This is a genomic window from Paraburkholderia sediminicola (genome assembly GCF_046026855.1).
Lineage (GTDB): Bacteria > Pseudomonadota > Gammaproteobacteria > Burkholderiales > Burkholderiaceae > Paraburkholderia > Paraburkholderia sediminicola_A.
Genome location: NZ_JAQQET010000055.1, coordinates 1 through 26,373, shown reverse-complemented (window position 1 = coordinate 26,373; position 26,373 = coordinate 1). Strand labels below are relative to the sequence as shown.

At 62.5% G+C, this 26,373-nt stretch carries 22 protein-coding genes; 19 read left to right on the top strand and 3 right to left on the bottom strand.

What is annotated here, in order from left to right:
* The first annotated feature begins 9 nt into the window (after nt 1-9).
* The 15 genes from PQR40_RS37280 (at nt 10) to PQR40_RS37210 (ending at nt 17,187) form a co-directional block, all read left to right on the top strand.
* On the top strand, nt 10-921 hold the full coding sequence (locus tag PQR40_RS37280) for an ABC transporter substrate-binding protein (protein ID WP_408511149.1): 912 nt from the start codon (nt 10-12) through the stop codon (nt 919-921).
* Nucleotides 922-943: 22 nt separating this feature from the next.
* A complete protein-coding gene (locus PQR40_RS37275; protein ID WP_408242177.1) occupies nt 944-2,131 on the top strand; it encodes an acyl-CoA dehydrogenase family protein in 1,188 nt (395 codons plus the stop codon).
* Nucleotides 2,132-3,276: 1,145 nt separating this feature from the next.
* Nucleotides 3,277-3,828, top strand: a complete 552-nt coding sequence (locus PQR40_RS37270) for a hypothetical protein (protein ID WP_408511142.1) — start codon at nt 3,277-3,279, stop codon at nt 3,826-3,828.
* A gap of 21 nt (nt 3,829-3,849) precedes the next feature.
* On the top strand, nt 3,850-4,803 hold the full coding sequence (locus tag PQR40_RS37265; protein WP_408242425.1) for a patatin-like phospholipase family protein: 954 nt from the start codon (nt 3,850-3,852) through the stop codon (nt 4,801-4,803).
* A gap of 517 nt (nt 4,804-5,320) precedes the next feature.
* Entirely contained in the window at nt 5,321-6,010 is a 690-nt protein-coding gene (locus tag PQR40_RS37260) for an ABC transporter permease (RefSeq protein ID WP_408241950.1), read from the top strand.
* A 6-nt stretch (nt 6,011-6,016) separates the two neighbouring features.
* On the top strand, nt 6,017-6,730 hold the full coding sequence (locus PQR40_RS37255; protein ID WP_097392044.1) for an ABC transporter permease: 714 nt from the start codon (nt 6,017-6,019) through the stop codon (nt 6,728-6,730).
* 79 nt (nt 6,731-6,809) lie between these two features.
* On the top strand, nt 6,810-7,601 hold the full coding sequence (locus tag PQR40_RS37250; protein ID WP_054043063.1) for an ABC transporter ATP-binding protein: 792 nt from the start codon (nt 6,810-6,812) through the stop codon (nt 7,599-7,601).
* A gap of 28 nt (nt 7,602-7,629) precedes the next feature.
* Entirely contained in the window at nt 7,630-8,679 is a 1,050-nt protein-coding gene (locus PQR40_RS37245) for a GlxA family transcriptional regulator (RefSeq protein WP_408511141.1), read from the top strand.
* A gap of 202 nt (nt 8,680-8,881) precedes the next feature.
* Nucleotides 8,882-10,117 carry an aspartate aminotransferase family protein gene (locus PQR40_RS37240; RefSeq protein ID WP_408511140.1) on the top strand — a complete coding sequence of 412 codons (1,236 nt, stop codon included), beginning with the start codon at nt 8,882-8,884 and terminating at the stop codon, nt 10,115-10,117.
* Between the two features lie 54 nt (nt 10,118-10,171).
* A complete protein-coding gene (gene aruF / locus PQR40_RS37235) occupies nt 10,172-11,230 on the top strand; it encodes an arginine/ornithine succinyltransferase subunit alpha (protein WP_408511148.1) in 1,059 nt (352 codons plus the stop codon).
* The gene (gene astA, locus PQR40_RS37230; protein ID WP_408241944.1) at nt 11,227-12,264 is read left to right on the top strand and encodes an arginine N-succinyltransferase; all 1,038 of its coding nucleotides are present in this window, start codon (nt 11,227-11,229) and stop codon (nt 12,262-12,264) included. Before aruF ends, astA begins: the two co-directional genes overlap by 4 nt.
* A gap of 2 nt (nt 12,265-12,266) precedes the next feature.
* Entirely contained in the window at nt 12,267-13,730 is a 1,464-nt protein-coding gene (gene astD, locus PQR40_RS37225) for a succinylglutamate-semialdehyde dehydrogenase (protein WP_408511139.1), read from the top strand.
* Nucleotides 13,731-13,739: 9 nt separating this feature from the next.
* On the top strand, nt 13,740-15,080 hold the full coding sequence (gene astB / locus PQR40_RS37220; protein ID WP_408389144.1) for an N-succinylarginine dihydrolase: 1,341 nt from the start codon (nt 13,740-13,742) through the stop codon (nt 15,078-15,080).
* Nucleotides 15,064-16,122, top strand: a complete 1,059-nt coding sequence (gene astE, locus PQR40_RS37215) for a succinylglutamate desuccinylase (protein WP_408511138.1) — start codon at nt 15,064-15,066, stop codon at nt 16,120-16,122. The genes astB and astE overlap by 17 nt, the downstream gene beginning before the upstream one ends.
* A gap of 270 nt (nt 16,123-16,392) precedes the next feature.
* Complete coding sequence (locus PQR40_RS37210) at nt 16,393-17,187, top strand: ABC transporter substrate-binding protein (RefSeq protein ID WP_408241936.1); 795 nt, start codon at nt 16,393-16,395, stop codon at nt 17,185-17,187.
* 186 nt (nt 17,188-17,373) lie between these two features.
* On the opposite strand, the gene PQR40_RS37205 is transcribed toward PQR40_RS37210, so the two are convergent.
* Entirely contained in the window at nt 17,374-18,132 is a 759-nt protein-coding gene (locus PQR40_RS37205; protein ID WP_408241934.1) for an acetoacetate decarboxylase, read from the bottom strand.
* A gap of 278 nt (nt 18,133-18,410) precedes the next feature.
* On the opposite strand from PQR40_RS37205, the gene PQR40_RS37200 reads away from it, so the two are divergent.
* Complete coding sequence (locus PQR40_RS37200; RefSeq protein WP_408241932.1) at nt 18,411-19,787, top strand: EAL and HDOD domain-containing protein; 1,377 nt, start codon at nt 18,411-18,413, stop codon at nt 19,785-19,787.
* Between the two features lie 158 nt (nt 19,788-19,945).
* On the opposite strand, the gene PQR40_RS37195 is transcribed toward PQR40_RS37200, so the two are convergent.
* Both PQR40_RS37195 and PQR40_RS37190 read right to left on the bottom strand, forming a co-directional pair.
* Complete coding sequence (locus tag PQR40_RS37195; protein ID WP_408241930.1) at nt 19,946-21,403, bottom strand: HDOD domain-containing protein; 1,458 nt, start codon at nt 21,401-21,403, stop codon at nt 19,946-19,948.
* A 91-nt stretch (nt 21,404-21,494) separates the two neighbouring features.
* Nucleotides 21,495-23,309 (bottom strand): putative bifunctional diguanylate cyclase/phosphodiesterase, encoded by a 1,815-nt coding sequence (locus PQR40_RS37190; protein ID WP_408241928.1) that lies wholly within the window; start codon nt 23,307-23,309, stop codon nt 21,495-21,497.
* A 298-nt stretch (nt 23,310-23,607) separates the two neighbouring features.
* Between PQR40_RS37190 and PQR40_RS37185 the strand changes: the two genes are divergently transcribed.
* From PQR40_RS37185 to PQR40_RS37175, 3 genes are all read left to right on the top strand, one after another.
* Nucleotides 23,608-24,945, top strand: a complete 1,338-nt coding sequence (locus tag PQR40_RS37185) for an EAL and HDOD domain-containing protein (RefSeq protein WP_408241926.1) — start codon at nt 23,608-23,610, stop codon at nt 24,943-24,945.
* A gap of 179 nt (nt 24,946-25,124) precedes the next feature.
* On the top strand, nt 25,125-25,688 hold the full coding sequence (locus PQR40_RS37180) for a peroxiredoxin (protein ID WP_408389154.1): 564 nt from the start codon (nt 25,125-25,127) through the stop codon (nt 25,686-25,688).
* Nucleotides 25,689-25,789: 101 nt separating this feature from the next.
* Nucleotides 25,790-26,254 (top strand): hypothetical protein, encoded by a 465-nt coding sequence (locus tag PQR40_RS37175; protein ID WP_408511137.1) that lies wholly within the window; start codon nt 25,790-25,792, stop codon nt 26,252-26,254.
* Nucleotides 26,255-26,373 lie beyond the last annotated feature (119 nt).

Genomic DNA, 26,373 nt, shown 5'->3' with positions numbered 1-26,373 from the left:
GGCGCGGCAATGCTTGCGTTGTGCGCAGCGGTTTGCGCAACGCAGTCCTATGCCGCCGATTTACCGGTGCTCAAAGTCGGCGATCAGGCTTTGCAAACACGCGGCATTCTCGAAGCGTCCGGTCAGCTGAAAGACCTGCCGTACAAGATCGAGTGGTTTAACTTTCCAGCTGCGCAACCGCTCGGCGAGGCTTTGAATGCGGGTGCCGTGGACGTCGGCGGCCTGGGTGATGCGCCTCTCGTGTTCGCGCTCGCTGCCGGCGCCCGGGTACGCGCGGTCGCGGCTACCCGGTCGAATCCGCTGGATCTGGCGATCGTCGTCGGCGCACATTCGCCGTTGAACGATGCAGCGAGCCTGAAGGGTAAACGCATTGCCACGACGCGCGGTTCGATCGGCCACTATCTCGCGCTCGCAGCACTGAAGAAGGCCAACGTGCCGCTTACTGAGGTCTCGTTCGTATTCCTCGCACCGGCCGATGCGAAGGCGGCGCTTGCGTCGGGCAGCGTCGATGCATGGTCAGTGTGGGACCCGTATACCGCGCTCGGCGAAGCGCGCGATCACGATCGCATCATCGCCAACGGCGTCGGCCTGTCCGAAGGGCTCAGCTATCAGGTCGCGACCGAACGCGCGATCGCGGACAAGCGCGTGCAACTCGCCGACTTCCTGCGGCGCGTGGCGATCGGCCAGCGTTGGGCGCTGTCGCATCCCGACGAGGTGGCGGCGATGCAATCAAAAGTCACGGGCCTGCCGACCGATGTGCTGAAAACCGTCTATCAGCGTGGCCAGGTGCATCCGGTGGCCATCGACGACAGCGTAGTCGCCGCGCAGCAGCGCACCGCCGATACCTACGAAGCCGCGAACGTGATTCGTGTCCATCTCGATGTGCGTACGAGCTTCGATCGCAGCTTCCCTCTGCCTTGATGCGGCTCGCCGGAGTCCTGATATGAACGCCCCGATTGCCGAAAGCGCGGTGACGCGCCGTCATCCACCGCTAGATAGCAATGCGTTCGACGCACTGCTCGCGCGGCTGACCAGCGAGTTTGCTGCAAGCGCGGCTCACTACGACCGCACGGCGGAATTTCCGCACGCCAATCTGGCGCGCCTGCATGAATTCGACCTGCTCTCGTTGACGGTGCCCGCATCGCTTGGCGGCGCGGGTGCGAGCTTGCCACAAGCCTTGAAAGTGGTGCGCGCGGTGGCGCGCGGCGAGCCATCCACGGCACTCGTGCTGGTGATGCAATACCTGTTTCATCATCGCTTGCAGGGCAACCCGCATTGGCCGGTCGAACTGCGTGAACGAGTGGCGCGCGACGCGGTGCGCGACGGCGCGCTGATCAATTCGCTGCGCGTCGAACCCGAATTGGGCACGCCGGCGCGCGGCGGTTTGCCATCGACTATTGCGAAGCGCAGCGCCGACGGCTGGATCATCGACGGCAGCAAGCTGTACTCGACCGGCAGCCCCGGCCTCACCTGGCTTGCGGTGTGGGCGCGCAGCGACGAGACGCCGCCGCGCGTCGGGGTCTGGCTGGTGCGTCGCGACACACCCGGCGTGCGGGTTGGCAGCGAATGGAATCATCTCGGCATGCGCGCCACGGGCAGTCATGAACTTGTGTTCGACGACGTGTTCGTGCCTGCCGGACACGCAGTGGATGTGCACCTGCCTGGCGAGCCGGGAGCCGGGCTCGATGCGCTCGGCTTCGCGTGGATGAGCGTGCTGTTGTCGGCGGTGTACGACGGCGTCGCGCGGGCCGCGCGCGACTGGTTCGCGCAATGGGCCGTCGCGCGCAAGCCCGGTAATCTCGGCGCGCCGCTCGCGAGCCTGCCCGCGTTTCAGCAGACGCTCGGCCGCATCGACGCGTTGCTATTCAGCAATCGCGTGTTGCTCGACGCAAGCGCGTATGCCGAACGCGTGACGCTCGACGAAGCGCCGCTCGTCAAATATACGGTGACGAATCAGTCGATCGAGGCGGTGCAACTGGCCGTTGAGGCGAGCGGCAATCCCGGCCTCTCCCGTGACAATCCACTCGAACGTCACTTTCGCGACGTGCTCTGTGCGCGGATTCATACGCCGCAGAATGATTCGGTGCTGCAGGGGGCGGGGCGCGTGGGTTTCGGAAACGGAGCAATCTGAGCGGAATGTGCCGGCTTGGATGGGCTACGTGTGCTCGCGAGGACGGCGAAGCATCTTCGCTGTGCCTGCGGGGAAGTCAATGCATTTTCGCTGCGTTTTGTCGTGCGTAAGGGTCGCGCGGCCGGCGCGCGGACCGCATGCCGCCCACCGCACGCCGCGGGCAATGCCGGTGCTGTGGTGCTGTGGAGCGCAAATCATCTGCCCATTCGGTGTAAACGCGCTCTCGTCTAAATCCGCCAATCCGTTTAGATTAGCGGCACTTGGAAGGCTTATCGAGGGACCAGGGCGGCCAAACAAGCAGCGGTCTGCCATTTCGGCGATGGCGCAAGGTTAGAGGCCAAGGTCGCTGACCGCTTCGCCCGGATCAGGCCGCTGCGCGTCGTCCGCAGTGCTGTGGTTTTTTGGCGGCTGTTCCGGCCGTTGTTTGTTTCTCGGTGTTTCTCACTGTTTCTCGGTTTGACCGTATCGACCGACTTGGCGACGCTTTGCACAGCGTCGCTTTTTTGCTTCTGGTGATCGGTTTTCTTGGGCTCGGCGCGGGTTTGTTGTTCATTTGTCGTGCCTTTTCTTGATTACTTAGTGGTCTATTAGTGTTGCCCCTGTGCGGGGCGGCACTTACTTTCTTTGCCGCCGCCGCAAAGAAAGATAAGCAAAGAAAGCGGCTCACCCCGCCAGCTCATAAGCGGGTCCCTTGGCTTGGAGGGGGTAGTGGTGCATCTGGAATCTGTGTTCCCGCACATTCGGCGTCAGTGACAAGGCAGTCATACTTCCGGCGGCGCTGCGCGCGCCGAAGGGCACTTCACTAAACCGACCACTACGTTTTCAGTCTCGCGCTCTGCACAGCACAGCACAGCACAGCACAGCACAGCACAGCACAGCACAGCGCCGTAGCGCCGTAGCCGGCCGTTGGGTCGCAAGGGAGGCGGCAACGGCAACTTCGGCTGCCTACTACGATCCGCCGCCCACGCCCACGCCCACGCCCACGCCCGCCGTCCACCGCCCGCCGTCCACCGCCCGCAGCTCACCGCCCTCCGCAGCCCTGCCGGCCTCGCTCGCGGTTTTTTCCGTGCGCGGTTATCCTGTAGTACACCCTACACAACGGGATGCGGGCGAATTGCCGCTTCGCATCCGTACAGGAACTCGCTGTGAGCCTGAAACTGCTTACCGTCGCGATGCTGGCCGCGTGCGTTGCGCTGACCGGTTGCGACGACCAACAGAGCGACCGCGCCGTGCAAAAACTCAAGGAATTCTTCAACGCCGTCAAGCCGGACGCGTTGTTGCTGAAGGATATGACGCCAGGCGTCACGACCGAGGCGCAGATCCGCGATCAGATGGGCAAGCCGGAAACCGAGCGCTCGTTTACCGACGGTTCGAAGCGCTTCGAATATCCGCGCGGCCCGCAAGGACTGAACACGTACATGGTCGACATCGACCGTGACGGCAAATTGCAAGCTATCACGCAGGTGCTGACCGCCAACAACTTCGGGAAGATTCGCGTTGGCATGAGCGAAGACGAAGTGCGCCGCCTGCTCGGCAAGCCAGGCCAGGTCGCCGTGTTTCCGCTCAAGCCGGAAACCGTGTGGAGCTGGAAGTGGCGCGAGGGCGGCGTGACTGAAGAAGGCATTTTCAACGTGCACTTCGACCAGTTTCAGAAGGTGTACACGACATCGCGCTCGGACGTGATACGCGGGCGATAGACGATAAAAGGCAGGCAACACATGATACATCGACGTCGATACAGCCGGATCGGGCTGGTGTTGGGGGGCGGCGCCGCACGTGGCTGGGCGCATATCGGTGCAATTCGCGCGTTGCTCGATGCGGGCATCAAGCCGGATGTGGTGTGCGGCACGTCGATCGGCGCGCTGGTCGGCGCCGTGTATGCAAACGGCGATCTCGACTGGCTCGAAGAATGGGTCTCGAAGCTCACCTGGCAAACGGTGGTGCGGCTACTCGATCTGCGTTTTTCGGGTGGCTTGCTCGGCGGGCGTAAGGTGATCCAGATATTTGCGGACAAATTCGACGGCCGCTCGATTGCGCAGTTGAACATGCCGTTCGCGGCGGTGGCCACCGAACTCGATTCGGGGCGCGAGACCTGGTTGCAGGACGGCAGCGTCGTTGACGCGGTGCGGGCTTCGATTGCGATTCCGGGGATTTTTACGCCGGTGTTTCACAACGGGGTGTGGCTGGTGGACGGCGGCCTGAGCAATCCGGTGCCGGTTTCGGTGGCGCGCGGCATGCGCGCGGACTGCGTGATCGCGGTCGATCTGAACAACGATATTCTGAATGGCCGCGATTTCGGCGGCGCGGTGGTCGAGACGCCAGCGATCGATCCGGCTGCGCCGCCGCCGGTCTCGCTGCGTCGTAACGGCAAGCCGTGGCCTCGCTGGCTTGCGCCTGCCGAAGGACGCGCTTCGGATGATGTGCGTGTGCCGCCTGCGCCGAGTGCGCGTGTACCTTCGATGCTCAGTTCGATCGCGCAGAGCATCGACATCATGCAGGTGCGGATTACGCGTAGTCGCCTTGCCGGTGAGCCGGCGGATATTCTGATTCAGCCGCGGCTGGGCGGGATGGGGATTTTTGATTTTCATCGGGCCGGGCCGGCGATGGAAGAGGGGCGCGCGGCGGTGGAGTTTATGTTGCCGGCTATTCGGGCTAGGTTAGGGATTGAATAGGGTTTTTTGCCTGCGTGGCGCTTATTGTTGTGTGCCTATGGTGTTGGCCTTTCCTTGAATTCTTATTGGTCTATTAGCGTTGCCTTGACCACTACAAATCAAGGGCAGGCCACCGCCGCAGGCAATCAGATAAACAAGCGCCGCGCAGGCAAATAGACAAAGGAAAGCCCACCTCCGTAGGCAAACCAACCAACAAAGCGCCGCGTAGGCAACCAAATCAAGCAAGGCCCCCGCCGCAGGCGCCCCCAACCTCTATCGAAAAAGCGACCCAAAACTTGCTAAATCGCGGCAGCGCCCACGGCGCACTCGCCACCTTACAAACCCATATCCCCCACAAAACCAAGCGCTGCAAGCCCCCACCCGCGCCAGGCGGCCAATTGCTGCACCGCAGCACACACTCCCCAGTCCTTTGAGAATTTAATTTTCGCTTGCGAGACTCCGCGCCATGCTGGACGAGTCGGGCAGCCAAAGCCGACACCGTCCATGACATCCTCAATAAACCTGGATGGAGACACGCGTGTTCCTATACGGCTTTGGTCCGGTGTTGCTGGCCGGCACGATCCAGACGATCGAGTTGTCCGTCCTGTCGCTGGCAGCGTCGGTGCTGCTCGGCCTCGCGGGTGCGGCGGCGAAACTCTCGTTCAACCGGCCGCTGCGGATGATCGCAACCGGCTATACGACGCTGATCCGCTCAGTGCCCGACCTCGTGCTGATGCTGCTGCTGTTCTACAGCATCCAGATCGCGGTCAACAATCTCACCGACGCGCTCAATCTGCCGCAGTTCGATATCGATCCGTTCGTAGCCGGTGTGTTGACGCTCGGCTTCATTTACGGCGCTTACTTCACCGAAACCTTCCGCGGCGCGTTTCTCGCCGTGCCGCGCGGCCAGCTCGAAGCGGGCAGTGCGTATGGCATGAGCGGCGCACGCGTGTTCACACGCATCCTGTTTCCGCAGATGATGCGCTTCGCGCTGCCGGGCATCGGCAACAACTGGCAGGTGCTGGTCAAGGCCACCGCGCTGGTGTCGATCATCGGTCTCGCCGATGTCGTCAAAGCCGCCCAGGACGCGGGCAAGAGCACCTTCAACATGTTCTTCTTCATCCTGATCGCGGCGCTGATCTATCTGGCGATCACCACCATGTCGAATCTCGTACTGATCTGGCTGGAAAAGCGCTATTCGATCGGCGTGCGCCACGCGGAGCTCTAATCGATCATGATCGACATTCTCAATCAATTCTGGCGCGCGTTCCTGTACTGGGACGGTCAGCGCATGTCCGGTCTGGCAGTCACGCTGTGGCTGCTGGTGGCGTCGATCGGGATCGGCTTTTTCGCGTCGATTCCGCTTGCGGTGGCGCGCGTATCGAAGAAGCGCTGGCTGTCGACGCCGGTGCGTCTCTACACTTACGTGTTTCGCGGCACGCCGTTGTACGTGCAACTGTTGCTGATTTACACCGGCATGTACAGCCTCGAATTCGTGCGCTCGCATCAATTGCTCGACGCGTTTTTTCGCAGCGGTTTTCACTGCGCGATTCTCGCTTTCGCACTGAACACCTGCGCGTATACCACCGAGATTTTCGCCGGCGCGATCCGTTCGACTTCGCACGGGGAAGTGGAAGCGGCCCGTGCCTACGGCATGAGCTGGTTCACGATGTACCGCCGCATTGTGATACCGTCCGCGCTGCGCCGGGCGCTCCCGTTGTACAGTAACGAGGTGATCCTGATGCTGCACGCCACCACGGTCGCGTTTACGGCCACGGTGCCGGACATCCTGAAGGTGGCGCGCGATGCGAATTCCGCCACGTATCAGTCGTTCGATGCGTTCGGCCTCGCGGCGCTGATTTACCTGGCGGTGTCGTTCGCGTTGGTGGCCTTGTTCCGCCGCGCGGAGCGTCACTGGCTGGGTTACCTGGCGGTGCGCACGCACTGAGCAGGCATGTTTCGATGCAGCGGCGCGGCTGGGCCGTGCTGTCACGTAGATTGATCCGTATTTTCAAAGGGAGAGCATCTTGCTCCACACGACTCAAACCGAAGCTTGCAAGCTCGCCGTTCAGGACATCCACAAGCGCTACGGCGACAACGAAGTGCTCAAGGGCGTATCGCTGAACGCGAACAAGGGTGACGTGATCAGCATCATCGGCGCGAGCGGGTCGGGCAAGAGTACCTTCCTGCGCTGCATCAATTTTCTGGAGCGACCGAACGCGGGGCAGATCGTGGTTGACGGGGAAATGGTTAAAACCAAAGCCGACCGCGCCGGCAATCTGGAAGTGGCCGATCACAAGCAACTGCAACGCATCCGCACGAAACTCGCGATGGTGTTCCAGCACTTCAACTTGTGGGCCCACATGAACGTGATCGAGAACATCGTCGAAGCGCCGATTCATGTGCTCGGCATGTCGCGTCGCGAAGCGGAAGAACGTGCGCGCGAATATCTCGAGAAGGTAGGGCTCGCGCCGCGTCTGGAAAAGCAGTATCCGTCGCATCTGTCGGGCGGTCAGCAGCAGCGCGTGGCCATTGCGCGTGCACTGGCGATGAACCCCGACGTGATGCTGTTCGACGAGCCCACCTCCGCGCTCGACCCCGAACTGGTCGGCGAAGTGCTAAAGGTGATGCAGAAGCTCGCCGAAGAAGGCCGCACGATGATCGTCGTCACGCACGAAATGGGTTTCGCGCGCAATGTGTCGAACCACGTCATGTTTCTGCATCAGGGCCGCACCGAAGAAGAGGGCTTGCCCGCTGAAGTACTGACCACGCCGCGCAGTGAACGGCTCAAGCAGTTCCTGTCCGGCAGTCTGAAGTAAGGCGCGGTTCGCGTTTTACTGATAAGTGATGGCTCGCACGTCCAACCCGGCCCGCACCACGCAGGTCGCAATCGTCGCCTTGCCGCCGGTGTCGATGACAGGCGTCGGGCCGATTGTCGACGCGCTCAATCTCGCCAACGAAATCGATGGCCGGGCGCTGTACCGCGTGCAGGTATGTTCGTGGGACGGCCGCGCAGTGCCTTTGTCGGGCGGCGCGCAATGGCCTGCCGATGCCGCCTTCGGCGATGCGATTTCGTGCGACTGGCTGATCATCGTCAGCGAACGGTTCCAGCAATTCGCCGACTATCGCCTCTTTCTCGCAAGTCTTTCGCGGGTCGGGCAGCGCACGCCGCTCGTCACGGGCATTCATCACGGTGTCTGGTGGCTGGCGATGGCGGGGCAATTGTCGGGCTATCGCGTGAGCGTCAACTGGGAAACCTACCAGCAGTTCTCCGAGCAGTTCGAGCGCTCGATCGTCACCCAGCAAATTTTCGAAATCGACCGTGATCGCGCAACCTGCGCGGGCGGTCAGGCAACCGTCGACTTCATGCTGGCGATGATCGGCCGCGACCATGGTCCGGAGTTGGCGGACCGGATTGCCGATACGCTCGGCGTCGGCGTGTTGCGTGCGGGCGAAGAGCGGCAGCGCATTCCGTACGTGACCGCGCCGGGCGAGCGCCATCCGCGCCTGAACGATGCGCTGATGCTGATGGAAGCGAATATCGAAGACCCGCTGACCACCGATGAAATCGCCGATCTCGTCGATGTCTCGCGGCGTCAGCTGGAGCGCCTGTTTCGTCAGTATCTCGGCTCGATGCCGTCCAAATACTACCTGGGGTTGCGGCTTTCGAAAGCGCGCACGCAGTTGCAGCGCACCAGCAAGTCGGTGGTGCAGATCAGTCTTGCTTGCGGATTTTCGTCGGCGGCGCACTTTTCGAATGCTTATCGCGAACGCTTTGGTGTCACACCACGCGAGGATCGTCGTAACTGGATCGATAAGCAGACCGGCGCGACCGGCGCCACGGCCAGCGAGCCGCGACCGGCTGCGTTGATCGAACGGCCCGATCAGGCGGAATAGGCAAGTCGAGTAGGCAAGTCGAACAAGCAGGCGGAAAAAGCGAAAGGAACGGCCGGAAAGCGGGCTGTTTGCGACCATCCGGCGACCTGCCCGCGACATATCCGCCTGGAAGCTCATAGAAAGCGTCGCGTATGCGCAAGACGTATCGCCTGCGGTTTCCTACACTACGTGTATTACCTCTCACCTGTAACGAGGATTTGCCATGAACGACCTGACTGTGACACGCCAGACCTTCGACGAAGTGATGGTGCCGGTGTTTTCGCCCGCCGCCTTCGTGCCGGATCGCGGTCTCGGCTCACGCGTCTGGGATACGCAAGGCCGCGACTATATCGACTTCGCCGGCGGTATAGCCGTGACCGCGCTCGGTCACGCGCATCCTGAACTGCTGAATGTGCTGCACGAGCAAGGTGGCAAGCTGTGGCACATCGGCAACGGCTACACCAACGAGCCGGTGCTACGTCTGGCCAAACGTCTCGAAGACCTGACCTTCGCCGATCGCGCGTTCTTCGCCAACTCGGGCGCGGAAGCGAACGAAGCAGCGTTGAAACTGGCGCGCCGCGTCGCGTTCGAACGCCACGGCGCCGACAAAGTCGAAATCATCTCGTTCACGCAGTCGTTCCATGGCCGCACATTCTTCACCGTGAGCGTCGGCGGCCAGCCGAAGTACTCAGAAGGTTTCGGTCCGGTGCCGGCCGGCATTATCCACTTGCCGTACAACGATATCGAAGCGGCGAAGAAAGCGATCGGCGCGAAGACCTGTGCGGTGATCGTCGAGCCGATCCAGGGCGAGGGTGGTGTGATCCCGGCCGATCCGGCGTTCCTGAAGGCGCTGCGCGAAACCTGCGACCAGCACGGCGCACTGCTGATTTTTGACGAGGTACAAACGGGTGTGGGCCGCAGCGGTTATTTCTACGCGTATCAGGACAGCGGCGTGACGCCGGACATCCTGACCACCGCGAAGGCGCTCGGCAACGGTTTCCCGATCGGAGCGATGCTGACCACTAACGAACTGGCCGCGCACTTCAAGGTCGGCGTACATGGCACGACTTACGGCGGCAATCCGCTGGGCGCGGCGATCGCGGAGAAGGTGGTCGAGCTGGTCAGCGATCCGAAGCTGCTCGAAGGCGTGCGTACTCGCAGCGAAGCATTGAAGGGTCATCTCGCGAAGCTGAACGAACGCTTCGGTTTGTTCAAGGAAGTGCGTGGCAAGGGTCTGTTGATCGGTGCTGAATTGACCGATGCATTCAAGGGCCGCGCCAAAGATTTCGTTACCGCCGCGGGTCAGCACGGCGTGATCATGTTGATGGCGGGTCCGGACGTGCTGCGTTTCGTGCCGTCGCTGATCATGCCGCTCGACGATATGAACGAAGGCTTCGCGCGTCTGGCGAAGGCCATCGAAGAGATCGTCGGTGCGAAGGCCGAAACGGCGTCGCACTGATCGCTGGCACTGACTTGCTGCATTGATCATGCGTCACATTCAACAGGAACGATGATGCTCTTCGTACGCCCAAGCCGCCTCGCGGATCTCGATGCGCTCGAACATATGGCGCGCACCGCGCAACCGGTGCTGCATTCGCTACCGCACGACCGGCAAGCGCTCGAAGCGCGCGTCGCGCTGTCGGAAGACTCGTTTCGCGCGGAAGCCGATTTTCCGGGCGAGGAGTTTTATCTGTTCGTACTCGAGGACGCAGAGAGCGGCAAGCTGATGGGCACGGCGAGCATTGTCGCCGCGGCCGGTTATTCGGACCCGTTCTACGCGTTTCGCAACGACGCGCTGATTCATGCGTCGCGCGAGTTGCACGTGAATCGCAAGATTCATGCGCTGACCATGTCGCATGAATTGACCGGCAAGAGCCGGCTTGCGGGCTATTACATCGATCCGTCGCTGCGCGGCGATGCGGCAGCGCATCTGATGTCGCGTGCGCGGATGATGTACATCGCCGCCAATCGCAAGCGTTTCACGCCCGAGGTGTTCTCGCTGCTGCTCGGCGTGACCGACGATTCGGGCGTGTCGCCTTTCTGGGAAGCTGTGGGGCGCAAGTTCTTTGGCCGTAACTTTGCCGACATCGAAATCGAATCGGGCGGCCGCAGTCGTACCTTTATCGCTGAAGTGATGCCGACCTATCCGATCTATGTGCCCTTGCTGCCGGAAGCGGCGCAACGCGTGCTTGGTGAGCCGGATTCGAAGGCGTTGCTCGCGTATGAGATTCACCTCGAAGAAGGCTTCGAGACGGATCGCTTTATCGACATTTTCGATGCGGGTCCGGTGTTGACCGCACAAATGGATCGCAGCGCCTGCGTGAAACGCAATGAAACGCGTGTGGTGCACGAAGCCGGCGCGGTTGCCGACGGCTCGACGTATCTGATCGCGCATAACGGTGCGGACGGCGAGTTCCGTTGCGTACTTGGTGAATTGCCGGCCGGTAAGGCAAGCGGCGCGTCGTTGTCGCATGCGGCGCGTGCCGCGCTCGGCGTGCAGGAGGGCGACGCGGTACGCTGCGTGCCACTGCATGAGCCGCATCAGGAAGAATTGACGGGAGACGCACAATGATCGTCGTTCGCGTTGTGCAACGAGGTGATGTGGACGCGCTTATGCGGCTCGCGCAGGAGACCGGCCCCGGTCTCACCACCTTCAAGCCGGATCGCGATGCACTGGCGGCGCGCGTTGAACGTGCCCGCCGCACAATGGAAAACCACGCCGAGCCGCACGAAGCCGGGTACTTCTTCGTCATGGAAGATACCGACACCGGCGACGTGGCAGGTGTATGCGGCATCGAAACCGCAGTCGGTTTGCAGCAACCGTTTTACAACTACCGCGTGAGCACGGTCGTGCACGCGAGCCAGGACCTCGGCATCTGGACGCGCATGCGTGCGCTGAACATCTCGCATGACCTCACGGGTTACGCCGAAGTGTGTTCGCTATTCCTGAGCCCGCGTTACCGCACGAGCGGCGTCGGCGGTCTGCTGTCGCGTTCGCGCTTCATGTTTCTCGCGCAGTTCCGCGAGCGCTTTCCGCAGCGTTTGTGCGCGGAATTGCGCGGCCATTTCGACGCGGAAGGCACCTCGCCGTTCTGGCGCGCGGTCGGCTCGCATTTCTACCAGATCGATTTCAATGCCGCGGACTATCTGAGCTCACACGGCCGCAAGGCGTTTCTCGCCGAGCTGATGCCGCGTTATCCGGTGTATGTCGAACTGTTGCCGGAAGAGGCGCAGGAATGCGTTGGCCTCACGCATAGCGACACGATTCCGGCGCGCCGCATGCTCGAATCGGAGGGGCTGCGCTACGAGAATCACGTTGATATTTTCGATGCGGGCCCGGTGCTCGAATGCCATATCGCCGACTTGCGCACTGTGCGCGAAAGCGTGGTGGTGCCGGTCGAGATCGCCGATGTGCCGGCAGGCGCGCCGCAGGATGCACCGCGTTCACTGGTATCGAATACGTCGCTGGGCGATTTTCGCGTGGGCGCGGCTGCGGGCGTGCCGCAAGACGGCGTGTTCCGCATGAGCGCCGCCGAGGCGGCCGCACTCGACGTCAAGGCAGGCGACCCGGTGCGGGTGCTGCCGCTGAAACACAAACAAGGATGATCATGAGCGAGCTTTTCATCGACGGCGAATGGGCCGCCGGCACAGGACCCGCATTCGCGTCGCGCAACCCGGGTACGGGCGCGACGGTGTGGGAAGGCAACAGCGCCTCGGCGGACGACGTCGATCGTGCGGTACGCAGCGCACGCCGCGCGTTTGCAGCGTGGTCGGCCTTGAGCCTCGACGAGCGTTGCGGCGTGGTGCGCCGCTTCGCCGCGCTCGTGACGGAACGTAAAGAAGCGCTCGCTGAAGCGATTGGCCGGGAGACTGGCAAGCCGCTGTGGGAAGCGCGCACTGAAGCGGCGTCGATGGCGGCGAAGGTCGAAATTTCGATTCAGGCCTATAACGAGCGCACCGGCGAAAAGCGTTCGCCGATGGCCGACGGCACTGCCGTGCTTCGGCATCGTCCGCATGGCGTGGTCGCCGTGTTCGGGCCGTATAACTTCCCGGGACATTTGCCGAACGGGCATATCGTGCCGGCGCTGATCGCGGGCAATGCCGTTGTGTTCAAGCCGTCAGAACTCGCGCCGGGTGTCGCGCGTCTGACCGTGCAGATCTGGCGCGATGCGGGCTTGCCTGCGGGCGTGCTGAACCTCGTGCAAGGCGAGAAAGAGACGGGCATTGCGCTCGCCAACCATCGGCAGATCGACGGTCTGTTCTTTACGGGTAGTTCGGATACCGGAACATTGCTTCACAAGCAGTTCGGCGGTCGTCCGGAGATCGTGCTGGCGTTGGAGATGGGCGGCAACAATCCGCTCGTGATCGGACCCGTGGCGGATGTCGATGCCGCTGTGCATCACACGATTCAGTCGGCGTTTCTGTCGGCGGGGCAACGTTGCACCTGCGCGCGCCGTATTTTTGTGCCGAACGACGCGTTCGGTGATCGCTTTGTAGAACGTCTGACCGAAGTGACTTCGCGCATTAGTGTCGGCGAATACAACGCCGATCCGCAGCCGTTCATGGGTGCGGTGATTTCCGCGCGCGCGGCTTCGCGCCTGGTCGCGGCGCAGGAGCGCTTGCTGGCAGACGGCGCGAAAGCACTGCTGAAAATGGAGCAGCGCGATCCGAAACTCGGCTTCGTCACGCCTGCGATTCTCGACGTGACCGCCGTGAAGAACCTGCCGGACGAAGAGCATTTCGGACCGCTGGCGCAGATCATTCGCTACGGCACTTTCGACGAAGCGATCGAAAAAGCCAACGATACCGAGTTCGGCCTCTCCGCCGGCCTGCTCGCCGACGACGAAGCGCTGTGGGCGCATTTCCAGCGCACCATCCGCGCGGGTATCGTCAACTGGAACCGGCCGACCAATGGGGCGTCGTCGGGCGCACCGTTCGGCGGCCCGGGGCGTTCGGGCAATCACCGGCCGAGCGCGTACTACGCTGCCGACTACTGCGCGTATCCGATGGCGTCCGTTGAAAGCGCGCAACTGCAAATGCCCGCGAGCGTCTCGCCGGGTCTTCAATTCTAAGGATCGACGATGCAAGCCACTGAAGCGAATTTCGACGGTCTCGTCGGCCCGACCCACAATTACGCGGGGCTCTCGTTCGGCAACGTCGCGTCGCAGAACAACGAGAAGTCGGTTGCCAATCCCAAAGCGGCTGCCAGGCAGGGGCTGCGCAAGATGAAGCAGTTGGCCGATCTCGGTTTTCATCAGGGCGTGTTGCCGCCGCAGGAGCGTCCTTCGATGCGCCTCTTGCGCGAACTCGGCTTTTCGGGCGACGACGCCACCGTGATCGCACGCGTTGCTAAAGACGCGCCCGAGTTGCTGGCCGCGGCGAGTTCGGCTTCGGCGATGTGGACCGCGAATGCCGCGACGGTGAGTCCGTCAGCCGACACGCACGACGGCCGCGTGCATTTCACGCCGGCCAATCTGTGCAGCAAGCTGCATCGCGCGATCGAGCATGAGTCGACGCGCCGCACCTTGCGCGCTATTTTCAGCGACACCGACCGTTTCGCGGTGCATGAGGCACTGACTGGCACGCCCGCTCTCGGCGACGAAGGCGCGGCGAACCACACGCGTTTCTGCTCGGAATATGGCACACGTGGCGTCGAATTCTTCGTCTACGGCCGCAGCGAATATCGCCGCGGACCGGAGCCGAAGCGTTTTCCCGCACGTCAGACGTTCGAGGCGAGCCGCGCGGTCGCGCATCGTCACGGTCTGAAAGAATCGGCCACCGTGTACGCACAACAGAACCCCGACGTGATCGACGCGGGCGTGTTCCATAACGACGTGATCGCGGTCGGCAATCGCACTACGCTGTTCTGCCATCAACTCGCGTTTGTCGAACAGAACGCGGTGTACGACGAACTGCGCACCAAGCTCTCGGGGCTGAAGGCCGAGTTCAACGTGATCGAGGTGCCGGACGCGCAAGTGAGCGTGTCCGACGCGGTCACGTCGTACCTGTTCAACAGTCAGTTGCTGACGCGCCCGGACGGCAAGCAGGTGTTGGTGGTGCCGCAGGAGTGCCGCGAGAACGAGCGTGTGGGCGCCTATCTGGACGATCTGACCTCGCACACCGGTCCGATCGACGACGTGCTCGTGTTCGATCTGCGCGAAAGCATGAAGAACGGCGGTGGTCCGGCATGTCTGCGCCTGCGCGTGGCGCTGAACGATGTGGAGCGCGCGGCGGTGACGCCTGGCGTATGGATCAACGACAATCTGTTCGACCGCCTCGATACGTGGATCGAAAAGCACTACCGCGATCGTCTCGCACCGTCCGATCTGACCGATCCGAACTTGCTCGCCGAGTCGCGCACCGCGCTCGATGAACTGACGCAGATTCTCGGCCTGGGTTCGCTGTATGACTTCCAGCGCTGAGCGCCGCATGCCGGTTCCGATGCTCGACGATTTTCTTGCCTACACGTTGGCGGGGACACGGCCTGATGCGCAGGAAACGCGGGACACGTGTGCCGGCAGCGGTGTGCGCTGGTCCTGGCTCGACGACGGCGTTCTGCAACTCGAACCGGCCTCGCATGACGTAGCCGCGCGCAGCGTGCTCGCTTCCGCCGGCGTGCATGGCGACGAGACAGCGCCGATCGAACTGCTTTCACGCCTCGTGCGCGATATCGCGCAAGGCCGCGCGGCGCTGACATGCCGCCTGCTGGTGATTCTCGGCAACGTCGATGCCATGCGCGACGCGTGCCGTTATCGCGACGACGATCTGAACCGGCTCTTCAGTGGACGTCACACGCAGGTGCCGCATAGCCACGAAGCGCCGCGCGCGGTGGCCCTGGAGCGTGCGGCAACGCAGTTCTTTGCCGCTGCTTCGCAAGAGCCTGGTGCGCGTTGGCATATCGACATGCACACGGCGATCCGCGCCTCCGCGTTCGAGCAATTCGCCTTGTTGCCGCACACCGGCACGCCGTTTTCGCGCGCGATGTTCGAGTGGCTCGGCGAAGCGCGCATCAGCGCAGTTTTGCTGCACACCACCAAGGGCAACACGTATTCGCACTTCACCGCGCAAGCATGCGGCGCCGAAGCGTGCACACTGGAACTCGGCAAGGTGCGTCCGTTCGGGCAGAACGATCTGACACGTTTTGCCGGTGCGGACGAAGCGCTGCGCCATCTGCTAGCCGGTACAAAGAACGGCAACGCGCCCGCGGCGATGCCGCGCGTGTTCACCGTGATCGACCAGCTCACCAAGCAAAGCGAAGCATTCGAATTGCTGCTTGCCGCCGATGTGCCGAATTTCACGCCCTTCGTAAAGAACACGGTGCTCGCACGCGATGGCGAGTATCGCTACACCGTGCGTCACGACGAAGAGCGCATTGTGTTTCCCAACGCGACGGTCAAACCGGGTTTGCGTGCGGGTCTGCTGGTCGTGGAGACCACCCAGGAAACGCTCGCGAAGCTCGTTTAGCCGTCCGCGGCATCATCTCCTTCACACCTCATCTCTTGCCCGAACGCGACACGAATTTGCACCTTTGCCGTGCATCGATTCGAGGTCGTGTGAGGGTGGCGGGTGTCGGCGCCCGCCTGGCGCGCCTGGCGAAGCCTGTACAATCCCGCCCTCGCGGCTGTTGCGCTGCACCACACCGGCCGCACGAGTTTGAATCGCATTTTTGGCGCGGCAATCATGCTTGCCCGGATTCGGCTCCGTCTTATTCAATACCGTAGAGGAACACCCGTAATGAAGATGAATTGGCGAAACATGGCCGCGCTCGCGCTGTTCGCGACGGCAACGGTAACGGCAGGGTCCGCGTCGGCCGCGGATATCAAGGAAGTGCGGTTCGGCGTTGAGGCGTCGTATGCGCCGTTCGAATCGAAGTCGCCGTCGGGCGAACTGCAAGGTTTCGATATCGATATCGGCAATGCCGTGTGTGCAAAGCTGAAGGCGAAATGCGTGTGGGTCGAGAATTCGTTCGACGGCCTGATTCCGGCGTTGGAAGCGCGCAAGTTCAACGCGATCAACTCGGACATGACGATCACGGAACAGCGCCGCCAGGCGATCGATTTCACCGATCCGATCTACACGATTCCAAATCAGATGATCGCGAAGAAGGGCAGCGGTCTGCTGCCCACGCCGGCATCGCTCAAGGGTAAGCACGTCGGCGTGCTGCAAGGCACGATTCAGGAAGCGTATGCGAAAGCGCGCTGGGCGTCGGCTGGCGTCGACGTCGTGCCGTATCAGACGCAGGACCAGATCTACGCCGACCTCGCATCGGGCCGTCTGGACGCCGCGTTCCAGGACGCGGAAGCGGCTTCGAAGGGTTTCCTGAAGAAGCCGCAAGGCGCAGGCTTCGAATTTGCCGGCCCGCCCGTCACCGACGAGAAGCTGCTCGGCGCGGGCGTGGGCTACGGTGTCCGCAAGAGCGACAAGGCGTTGAAGGACGCCTTGAACCAGGCGCTCAAGGAACTGAAGGCCGACGGCACGATCGACCGCTTCGCGGCGAAGTACTTCGACGTGAAGGTCGTGTTGAAGTAAGGCGTTGTGCGTCTTGCCTGATGGATTTTGCCTGATGCAAACGGCCGCTGATGCGACCGTTTGCATTTTGGGCGAGGCTTGAAGCGTCGTCTGCCTGACGCGTGTCTGGCAGCAGTGCTTCATGCGCTTCACATGTACTTCATATGCGCGTCATGCGCGTCGTGTACGCCGAACCGCGACGGTCGATCAGCGAACGTTGGCTTCGGGCTGGTCCAGATAATCGAACACCACTTCACCGAGTCCAAGCGTCAGGTCGGCAACCAGATGCCGTGCCTCGACGATTTCGAGCACCGGCAGGTCCGCCACCGGCGCCAGCGCGTGCGGCGCCAGGTCCAGCGCGGCGGGGCCCGTCCATGCGCCTTTGAGGGTGATGTCCTGCAGGTAGTAGCGCACCAGTTCGCAAATGCGCGGCGTGCCGTCCACGTGGGGAATCACCTTTAGCAGGAAGTTCGGCGCTTCCAGGCGTTTCTGCTGCTGTGCGAGGTCCAGTTGCCGATGTTTGTAGCCCATCGTGCCGGTGGCAATACGCACCGGGCCGTAATCGAGTGTGCCGACGAGTGTGTCCGTGTGGACTTCGAGCACGGGCTTGGCGAGCTTCTTCGGAAATCCCCACAATTCGCGGCCGCCGGCAATCGGCGGATGGTCGTCCAGATACATGGCCAGTGTGTAGCCGCCTGCCACGCCGTTGTACGACACCGGGATCACCTGGCCGCTTTCCGTGTAGTCGCCGAAACCGGTCGAATCCGGCATGCGAATGAATTCGTAATGCACCAGCGGCTCACCGATCTCGAGCGGCTCGGGCACGACGGCGCGCAGTTTGTCCGGATCGGTGCGGTAGGTGATGATCAGAAATTCCCGGTCGATGAAACGATACGGGCCCATCGGAAACGCCGGGCTCGTGATCGGCATCGCGAAGGCATTTGACAGCACGCTTTTGACGTCCATGATTTTCCTTGGTGGTTAAAGGCGGGGTAGCACGAGTGGTGGAACGCTTCTGCACTGCACAAGAGTATCGTCGATTCTTTCCAGGCCTTCAGCGAGACGGGTAACCAATTATTTCGAGATATTGCGGCGTTGGCATGTCCGCGCGCAGCGGCCTGAGCTAAAATCGCCGGGCGCATCGCAGACGCCACGGGCCTCAGAGGCTTGGGCGCACGCTATCGGTGCAGCCAAAACCAAAATACAGCAGTGAGCGCCGGGGCGGCGCTTAGCGGGGGAATGGAATGACCACCATCGCAATCGAGAATCCGGGCCACACGGGTGCAGCGGACGATGCGCAACTGAATGCCAGCTTCGCGCGTCAGCCGATTCTGAATCGGGACGGCATGCTGTGCGGCTATGAGATCAAAGTGCGCGCGCCGGATTTGCCTGCGGGCGCAGACCCTGACGCGGCCCCGATTGCGGGGCGTGGCACGGATTCGAGTGCCGATGCGTTGCCGGGCCGCGCGCCCGAGCCGGCGCAAATGGTGGCGCGAGCCGTGATTCGCGGTCTGGCGCAGAGCAATGTGCGCAGCGCGCTCACCGGGCATCCCGCTTACGTCGATGTCAGCCGCGAGATGCTGTTCGACGACTCGATCCTGCGGCTGCCCACCGAGCGCTTCATGTTCGAATTGCCGCCGACGATCGAGGTGGACGATGCACTGATCGCGCGTATCGTTCAATTGCACGGCCGTCGCTACCGCTTCGTACTCGACGAAGTGACCCAGCCCGACGACACGTTCGCCAGGCTGTTGCCCTACGCGGACGTCGTCAAGATCGATTTCGCGCGTACCCCGAGTGCGCTGTTGCCCAAGCTGACGAGCGTGCTCAAGTCGGCCGGCAAGCTGCTGATCGCGCTGGGTCTCGATGCGCAGGCCGATTTCGACGCGGCGCATGCTCTCGGCTTCGATCGTTTCCAGGGCTACTACTTCGCGCGAGCGCAGACCTCGACGACACGGCGCGTCAGCGCGCCGCGGCACGCATTGCTGAACCTGCTGCAGCTGTTGTCAGGCGAGCCGACCGTTGCGCAACTCGAAGCCGAACTCAAACTGAATCCCGTGCTCGTCATGCATCTGATGAAGCTCGCGAATTCGAGCGGCCTTGCTGTTGGCCACAAGGTCACGACGCTGCGAGAAGCGATCAACGCAACCGGTACGAACCGGATCGCTCGCTGGACGCAATTGCTGCTGTACGCGGACGGCCGCAAGGTCGCGCTCGAGGACGATCCTCTGCTGCAGCTCGCGGCGAGCCGGGCGCGTTTCATGGAACTGGCGATCGAGCGCTTGCCCGAAGCCGGGCGCGACGAATCCGATGCGGCGTTTCTGACCGGCGTGTTTTCGTTTGTCGATGCGGTGTTCGGTGGTTCGCTTGAAAGCACGTTGAATGTGCTGACGCTGTCGCGGCCGATCCAGACGGGCATCCTGCATCGGCAGGGTGTGCTGGGGTTGCTGCTGACGGCGGTCGAAGCTTTGGAGTGCGGCGCGTGGGATGAACTCGATGCCTTGTGCGCGCGTTTGCAGCCGTTGACGGTGGAAGAGATCGCGCTGCTTGGGTTGGCGGCGGGAGCCTGGGCCGGGGTTGCGGATCGGAGTGCGGAGGGGTTAGAAAGGATTGAGGATTGAGGATTGAGGGGGCAGGGTTGAGGTTCGAGGTTTGAATCAGAAAGGCCGGCATGCGCAACATGCCGGCCTTTCCGCATCCAGGATTCATGACTCGCGACTTAGGGCAAATACAAAACCGGTGAGCGTGAAGCACCGTGATCAACGATCACGCCACGTCTTCACATCATCTCCATTTCCTGCATCTGCCCCAAGCCGAAAAAACGTCCTAACTCCCTGGCCAGTTCATTCAACGCGCTCATTTCCTTCTGCGATATCCGGCGTGGCTCGTTCGTATGAGACCAGTCGCCGTATAACAGCGCCACTGTCTGATCGGTTTCGTCGACTACCGGCAACAGCACGAAGGCGCGGGCATCGTCGAACGAACGCCGGAACCATTCCGGTAACCGCGCGACCATTTTTGGGTCGCGTGCGTTCTCGATAAAAATGCCGACCGAATTCGCGATCGCGAGATGAAACACGTCGGGCTCAAACGCGGTGTTGAACGAAAGCCGCGGCATTGCCGCGTCGATCTTCGGACCGAGTCCGAGGCGCGCCTTGAAGGTGCCGTTGCTGTGCTTGACGAACACCACCGTGCGCGCGAAGCCGAGCGCCGCCAACACGGTTTCCGCGGCCAGCGCCAACGCCGGCGCGAGCGCGCTGTCGTCGGGCAGGCCGCGCAGATCGCCCACACCCGCCGCGATGCGCGCTTCCGGATCGAGCGCCTCGCGTGCGATCGCGTCCGCATTGGCGCGCAACTCGACGATCTCGCGCATCACGCCGTCGCCGCCTTCTTCACGGGCGAGCGCGACGCTCATCTCGAGCAACACTTCCGGGTCGGTGTTCAGCGCGCGGCTGTATGCCTGCGCCAGTTCAGTGATGCGTTCTTCGCGTTCCCAGTCCGGCATGTTCTGCTGGGTCAGCACGTCGGCGACCGCCGTCGAATAGTTGGTGATGGCGCGCAGCCATTGCACCTGTCGCGGCTGCTCGATATCCAGCGGATCGAACTCGCCCATGCCGGAGCGGATCATGTCGGGCAGGCGCCAGCGCACCGCCGCTTCGGCGCCGATTTCGTCGAATGTGACGCCGAGCACCAGTACGCACGCATCGGTTTCGAGGGTGCCGTCTTCGATATGCCGGCGAATCTGATCCCACTCGGCGTCGAGATAGAACACCACCAGCAGCTTGCCGATCTGCCGCATCAGCGTGCAGACCACGGCTTCTTCGCCTGCGCGCAGATCGCCGCGCTCGGTCAGCTTGCGTGCGACGCAGCCCGACAGCAGCGTGCGGTTCAATTCGAGTTTCGCGTCGATGCGGCGCGGCGCGCTGTGATGAAAGTGATCGACGATTTTCAGTCCGACCACCAGGTGGCCGACCGCATCCATGCCGAGCACCATGAGTGCGCGCGACACGGTGGTGATGTTGCCGCCGAACGCCATGTACATGGCCGAGTTGGCAAGCCGCAGCACCTTTTGCGTCAGGGCGAAATCCGACAATACGACCTGCACGAGGCCGGTGAAGTCGAGGTCGTCGTTGTTCATCGCCGCCATGGTGGTACGCAACGACTGCGACAGCATGGGGAAATCGCCGCGCTCGCTCATTCGCGTCCAGAGCCGGTCGAGCACCGCCGCCTTTACCATGTGAGTCCCGCAAAAGCCATACATGTTCCAATGAATGCCACACCGGCTCCCGGCCGGCATCTTCCGCTGTGCAGGAGGTTTGTCTGCATCGCTATGCGGTGTGCAGGTGAAGCGTGCGCGCTTCGAAACGCTGCGCGAGTTCGTCGGAGGGCAGCGCCTTGCAGACGAGCCATCCCTGAATGTGGTCGCATCCCATCTCGGTGAGCAGGGTGCGTTGTGCTTCTGTTTCAACGCCCTCGGCAACCAGTTCGAGATCGAGTGTCTGTGCGAGTCCGACGACCGCGCTAACGATTGCCTGATCGTTGCGGGAGGTTAGCAGATTCTCGACAAAACTCCTGTCGATCTTGAGTTTGGCCAAGGGGAATCGTTGCAGGTAAGCCAGACTTGAATAGCCGGTGCCGAAATCGTCCACGGCAAAGCGGATGCCCATCGCGGTCAGTTCTTCGAGCAGAACTTTGGCATGCGCCGGGTCGTGCATCAGCAGGCTTTCGGTGATCTCGAACACGAGGCGGCGCGGGTCGATGCCCGTCAACTCGATCGCTTCGCGCACGGCGTCCTTGAAACGCGGATCGCGGAACTGCTGCGGCGACACGTTCACGGCAACGTATTGCAAGGAGATGCCCTGCTTGTCCCACTGGATCAACTGCATGCAGGCGACCTTCAACACCCAGTTGCCGAGGAAGTTGATCAGGCCGATCGATTCCGCAAGCGGAATGAACATTGAAGGAGGCACGAGACCGTGCACCGGGTGCGACCAGCGGATCAATGCTTCGACGCCGACCACGCCATGCGTGCGGCTGCTCGTGATCGGCTGGAAGTGCAGCGAGAATTCGCCGTTGCGCACGCCGTCGTAGAGATCGGCCTCCAGCTTCAGGCGCTCGGCGTCGGCGGGATTGTCGTCCGGCACGTAGAAGGCGAGCGTGTTGCCGCCGGCCGCCTTGGCCTGCAGCAAGGCATGATCGGCCCAGCGCAGCAGGTGGGTGTCGTGGGCGGCGTTGTCGTTGGCGTGGCGCACATCGGGATAGAGCGCAATGCCGATGCTCGCCGACAGATGCACCTGCTGGCCGTTGAAGACATACGGTTGCTGGATCGCGGTCAACAGGCGGCGCGCCAGCGCTTCGGCTGCGGCGGCCGCGTCGGTGCGGCTCGCGGCAGGTTTGACGAGGATCGCGAACTCGTCGCTGGCGACGCGCGCCACCGTTTCGCCCGGGCTCGTCATGTTCAATAGACGCCGCGCGGTGTCGCGCAGCATCTCGTCGCCGGCATCGTAGCCGAGCGCGCGGTTCACGCGCTGATAGTCGTCGAGGTCGAGCAGCAGCAGCGCGGCCGGCGTGCCGTGGGCGTCGGCTTGCTGTTGCGCGTCGAGCAACGCGGGGATCAGCGCCGGCTGATTGGCCAGATTGGTCAGGCGGTCCAGATGCAGCGCCTGGGTCAGGCGTTCCTCGGTGGCGCGCCACGCCGACACGTCGAAACCGGCGATCGCATAGCCGTCGATGCCGTCGTGGCTGCTGCGCACCACGCGCAGCTCGACGGTGATCGGGTAGGTCAGTGACTTGATGAGACCGAGCGTCGCCTTCTCGACGTTGCCCGTGGCAACGGCGCGCGTCAGCAGCGCGTCGAGGCGTGGCACGTCGGCGGGCGCCACGAGATCGTGCAGCGTGATGGTCTCGAGATATTCACGGTGATAGCCGATGAAGCGCAGGCTGGCGTCCGAAACATAGAGGAAGTGCAACTCGTGATCGATGTGCGCCAGCAGGTCGACGGCGCCGACCACCTGTTCCAGTTGCGCGGCGCGGCTGGCGCGTGCCTGGGGTTTGCCGTGGGCACGCCGGCCGAACGTACGAAACCGGTCGATGACCGTGCGCAAGGAGCCCCGGCGGGGCGCGGTGATCGTATTCGCTTCCATGTTTGTCGCTGGCAACCTGTGTTCGTCTGCAGGCGGGGCGGCTCATTGCCCGCCGTGTCCGGGCGGTTAAGCGGTATCAGGCCGCCCCATCAGAACAAGATAACGACCGGCAGCGGGAAATCTTTAGCGTCTGCTGCAAAAAACATAGGGTAAGGACGCGGCGGCATGGCCCGGCGTCGCCACGCGAGCGATTCAGTTAAAGTGCAACGGCTTGCCGTCCGTTAATACGACAAACCCGTTGTGCAGTGCCGGCCGTGATGTCGCTGCGTAGCCTTCCGAACACTTGCACCGATGATCCATGTCTGAACGTCACTTTGTCAGGGCCAGTCCCCGGCACGTCGAGGTGCCTGAGCCATGTTCCGAAGACGCCGACCCGACGTCCGGAGCACAGTTCGTCTATCTGGGCCGCCAGCCGATTCTCGATCGCAACGGGGCGCTCAATGCTTACGAATTGTTGTTTCGAGCCAGTGCGCATAATTATGCCGAGGTCAGCGATGACGCCCAGGCAACGGCGCAGGTCGTGGCTCGCGCGATCGGCGGGATCGGTGTGGGGGCCGTACTGGGTCAGCACCGCGGCTTTGTCAATATCGACCGCGCGCTGCTCTTTAGCGACATCGTCCATTTGATGCCGCCGGAGCGCTTTGTGCTCGAGATCCTCGAAACCGTCAAGTTCGACGCACATCTGGGCCACCGCTTGACCGAGTTGCGCCGCGCCGGCTTTCAGGTGGCGCTCGACGATATCAGCGAACTGTCCGACGACCTGCTTGCCGTGCTGCCGTATGCCGACATCGTCAAGATCGATTTCCTGCAGACCCAGCGGGCCGCGCTTGGCCAACTGGCGTCGACGATACGCAGCCACGGCAAGACTCTGCTCGCCGAGAAGATCGAGACGCGCGAAGACTTTGCGATCGCTCGCGACCTCGGCTTCGATCTGTTCCAGGGGTATTTTTTCGCACGGCCGCAGGTGCTGGCCACGCCGCGCAACCGCTCGCCGCGGCCCGGCCTGCTGCGCCTGCTGGCGCTGTTGTCGCGGGATGCCGGGATTGTCGAGCTCGAAGCGGAGCTCAAACTGAACCCGAGCGTGGTGGTGCAACTGCTGCGCCTCGTCAATTCGAGTGCGTTCGGGCTGGGGCGCAATATCGCTTCGCTGCGTGAGGCCATCATCGCGACCGGCACGCGGCAGATTGCGCGCTGGGCGCAACTGCTGCTGTACGCGGATAGCGGCGAACTGCCGTGGCGCGCCGATCCGCTGGTGCAACTGGCCGGCACGCGCTCGCGCTTCATGGAATTGACCGCCGGCTGGCTGCGCCCGTCCGATGACGAATTTGCCGATGCCGCTTTCATGACCGGGATTTTTTCTTTGGTCCATGTGGTGCTCGGCAGCACACCGGCGTCCGTCCTCGAGAAGCTCGGCCTTGCGCCGCAGATTCGTGATGCGATCGTGGCGCGTAGCGGCGCGCTAGGCACCTTGTTGCGGATAGCCGAAGCGGCCGGCGAGGGCGCCGATACCACCGCGATCGCAGCCGGACCCGATGCGCCGCCTGGCTTCGCGGCGCTCACGCCTGAGGTGCTGGCCGAGCTGAACCTGTCCGCGGCGGCGTGGTTCGGCGCGCATGTCGAAGAAGCGGCGGCCTAGCAGTGGCCTGGCGGTGACCTGATACCTGGCCGGCTCGCGTCTGCATCCTTTCCGCAGTTTCTGACGTATCTTGTCTGTACGTGGTCCAATAGCGAGTGGAGATTGCCGGGGTTGGGCCGAGTGCCGCAACCTTCGGCGCATTACGCCAACCGCGTGCACTAACGTTCGAGGGATTGGAAATGAAGAGAAAACTCATATCGGCGGCGCTGGCCGCTGTCCTGTCGCTGGGATTCGCGATGCATTCGCTGACGGCCTCGGCCACGCTCAAACCGGGCGATGCCGCACCGCCGTTCACCGCGCAGGCTTCTCTGGGCGGCAAGACCTACACCTATTCATTGGCCGACGAGTTGAAGAACGGACCGGTGGTGCTGTATTTCTATCCGGCGGCCTTCACGAAGGGCTGCACGATTGAAGCCCACGAGTTTGCCGAAGCTGTCGACGAGTACAAGAAATATGGTGCGACGGTAATCGGCGTGTCGCACGACAACATCGACACATTGACGAAGTTTTCGGTGAGCGAATGCCGCAGCAAATTCCCGGTGGCGGCCGATGCCGACTCGAAGGTGATCGGTGCATATGACGCCGGTATGCCGATGCATAGCTCGATGGCGAATCGTGTGTCGTACGTGATTGCGCCGGACGGCAAGATCATTTACGAGTACACGAGCCTCTCGCCGGAGAAGCACGTCGAGAACACGCTCAAGGCGGTGAAGGAGTGGGCGGCGACGCATAAGCAGCCGTAGGGCCTGGCACTCGCGCGGCGGCGCGTTTTTCGCAATGGTTTTTTGCTCTGCGGATTAGGGCCGCGCCGTGCTAGCCTGATTTTTTGTCTAGCGAGTTTGCGATGCCGATTCTTGTTGCGTTCGTTGCATTGATCGCGCTGGTGTATGGCGCGGTGCGGGCTTTTTATGCCTTGCAAGCGGCTTTAGGCCTGGCTGTTGCGGTTGGGGTTGCTGTTCTTGTTGCTTTGCTTTTGGTTGCCGCAGTTGTTTATTGGTGGCGGCGTCGGAAGGAAGTTGCTGCCAATATTCGCGATGGCGATTGGACTCATGAACTCAAGGGAAGCTGGGGGGCGGTTCGGCTTGCTGCGGGCAAGCGGTTATGTGAGATTCGCCTTGGCGGCGAGCAGGGGGCTTATATTTTTGCCGACCTGCTTGGGGCGGAGGTGCAAGGCCATGATGCTCAATGGCAGGTCGCTTTGAAGGTTAAGGACGCTAAGCGTCAGGTTTGGGTTTTGCCCATGGTGGGTGAGCGGCAGGCTAAGCAGTGGGCGCGGATATTTTTGCTTGCTGTTGAGCAGAGGCTTTAGGGGTGTTTTTGTGCCTGCGGCGGTGGCTTTTTCTTGATTTGATTGCCTGCGCGGCGCTTTGTTTGTCTGTGTTTTTATGGCGTTGGCCTTTCCTTGAATTGTTATTGGTCTATTAGCGT

What these genes read in the sequence shown, in the direction of transcription:
- PQR40_RS37200 (WP_408241932.1), top strand. Translation starts at nt 18,411, where the DNA reads ATGACCACCATCGCAATCGAGAATCCGGGCCACACGGGTGCAGCGGAC.
- astA (WP_408241944.1), top strand. Translation starts at nt 11,227, where the DNA reads ATGATCGTCGTTCGCGTTGTGCAACGAGGTGATGTGGACGCGCTTATG.
- PQR40_RS37265 (WP_408242425.1), top strand. Translation starts at nt 3,850, where the DNA reads ATGATACATCGACGTCGATACAGCCGGATCGGGCTGGTGTTGGGGGGC.
- PQR40_RS37280 (WP_408511149.1), top strand. Translation starts at nt 10, where the DNA reads ATGCTTGCGTTGTGCGCAGCGGTTTGCGCAACGCAGTCCTATGCCGCC.
- PQR40_RS37185 (WP_408241926.1), top strand. Translation starts at nt 23,608, where the DNA reads ATGTCTGAACGTCACTTTGTCAGGGCCAGTCCCCGGCACGTCGAGGTG.
- PQR40_RS37180 (WP_408389154.1), top strand. Translation starts at nt 25,125, where the DNA reads ATGAAGAGAAAACTCATATCGGCGGCGCTGGCCGCTGTCCTGTCGCTG.
- PQR40_RS37175 (WP_408511137.1), top strand. Translation starts at nt 25,790, where the DNA reads ATGCCGATTCTTGTTGCGTTCGTTGCATTGATCGCGCTGGTGTATGGC.
- PQR40_RS37240 (WP_408511140.1), top strand. Translation starts at nt 8,882, where the DNA reads ATGAACGACCTGACTGTGACACGCCAGACCTTCGACGAAGTGATGGTG.
- PQR40_RS37195 (WP_408241930.1), bottom strand. Translation starts at nt 21,403, where the DNA reads ATGGTAAAGGCGGCGGTGCTCGACCGGCTCTGGACGCGAATGAGCGAG.
- PQR40_RS37190 (WP_408241928.1), bottom strand. Translation starts at nt 23,309, where the DNA reads ATGGAAGCGAATACGATCACCGCGCCCCGCCGGGGCTCCTTGCGCACG.
- astE (WP_408511138.1), top strand. Translation starts at nt 15,064, where the DNA reads ATGACTTCCAGCGCTGAGCGCCGCATGCCGGTTCCGATGCTCGACGAT.
- PQR40_RS37275 (WP_408242177.1), top strand. Translation starts at nt 944, where the DNA reads ATGAACGCCCCGATTGCCGAAAGCGCGGTGACGCGCCGTCATCCACCG.
- aruF (WP_408511148.1), top strand. Translation starts at nt 10,172, where the DNA reads ATGCTCTTCGTACGCCCAAGCCGCCTCGCGGATCTCGATGCGCTCGAA.
- PQR40_RS37210 (WP_408241936.1), top strand. Translation starts at nt 16,393, where the DNA reads ATGAAGATGAATTGGCGAAACATGGCCGCGCTCGCGCTGTTCGCGACG.
- PQR40_RS37245 (WP_408511141.1), top strand. Translation starts at nt 7,630, where the DNA reads ATGGCTCGCACGTCCAACCCGGCCCGCACCACGCAGGTCGCAATCGTC.
- PQR40_RS37205 (WP_408241934.1), bottom strand. Translation starts at nt 18,132, where the DNA reads ATGGACGTCAAAAGCGTGCTGTCAAATGCCTTCGCGATGCCGATCACG.
- PQR40_RS37255 (WP_097392044.1), top strand. Translation starts at nt 6,017, where the DNA reads ATGATCGACATTCTCAATCAATTCTGGCGCGCGTTCCTGTACTGGGAC.
- astD (WP_408511139.1), top strand. Translation starts at nt 12,267, where the DNA reads ATGAGCGAGCTTTTCATCGACGGCGAATGGGCCGCCGGCACAGGACCC.
- astB (WP_408389144.1), top strand. Translation starts at nt 13,740, where the DNA reads ATGCAAGCCACTGAAGCGAATTTCGACGGTCTCGTCGGCCCGACCCAC.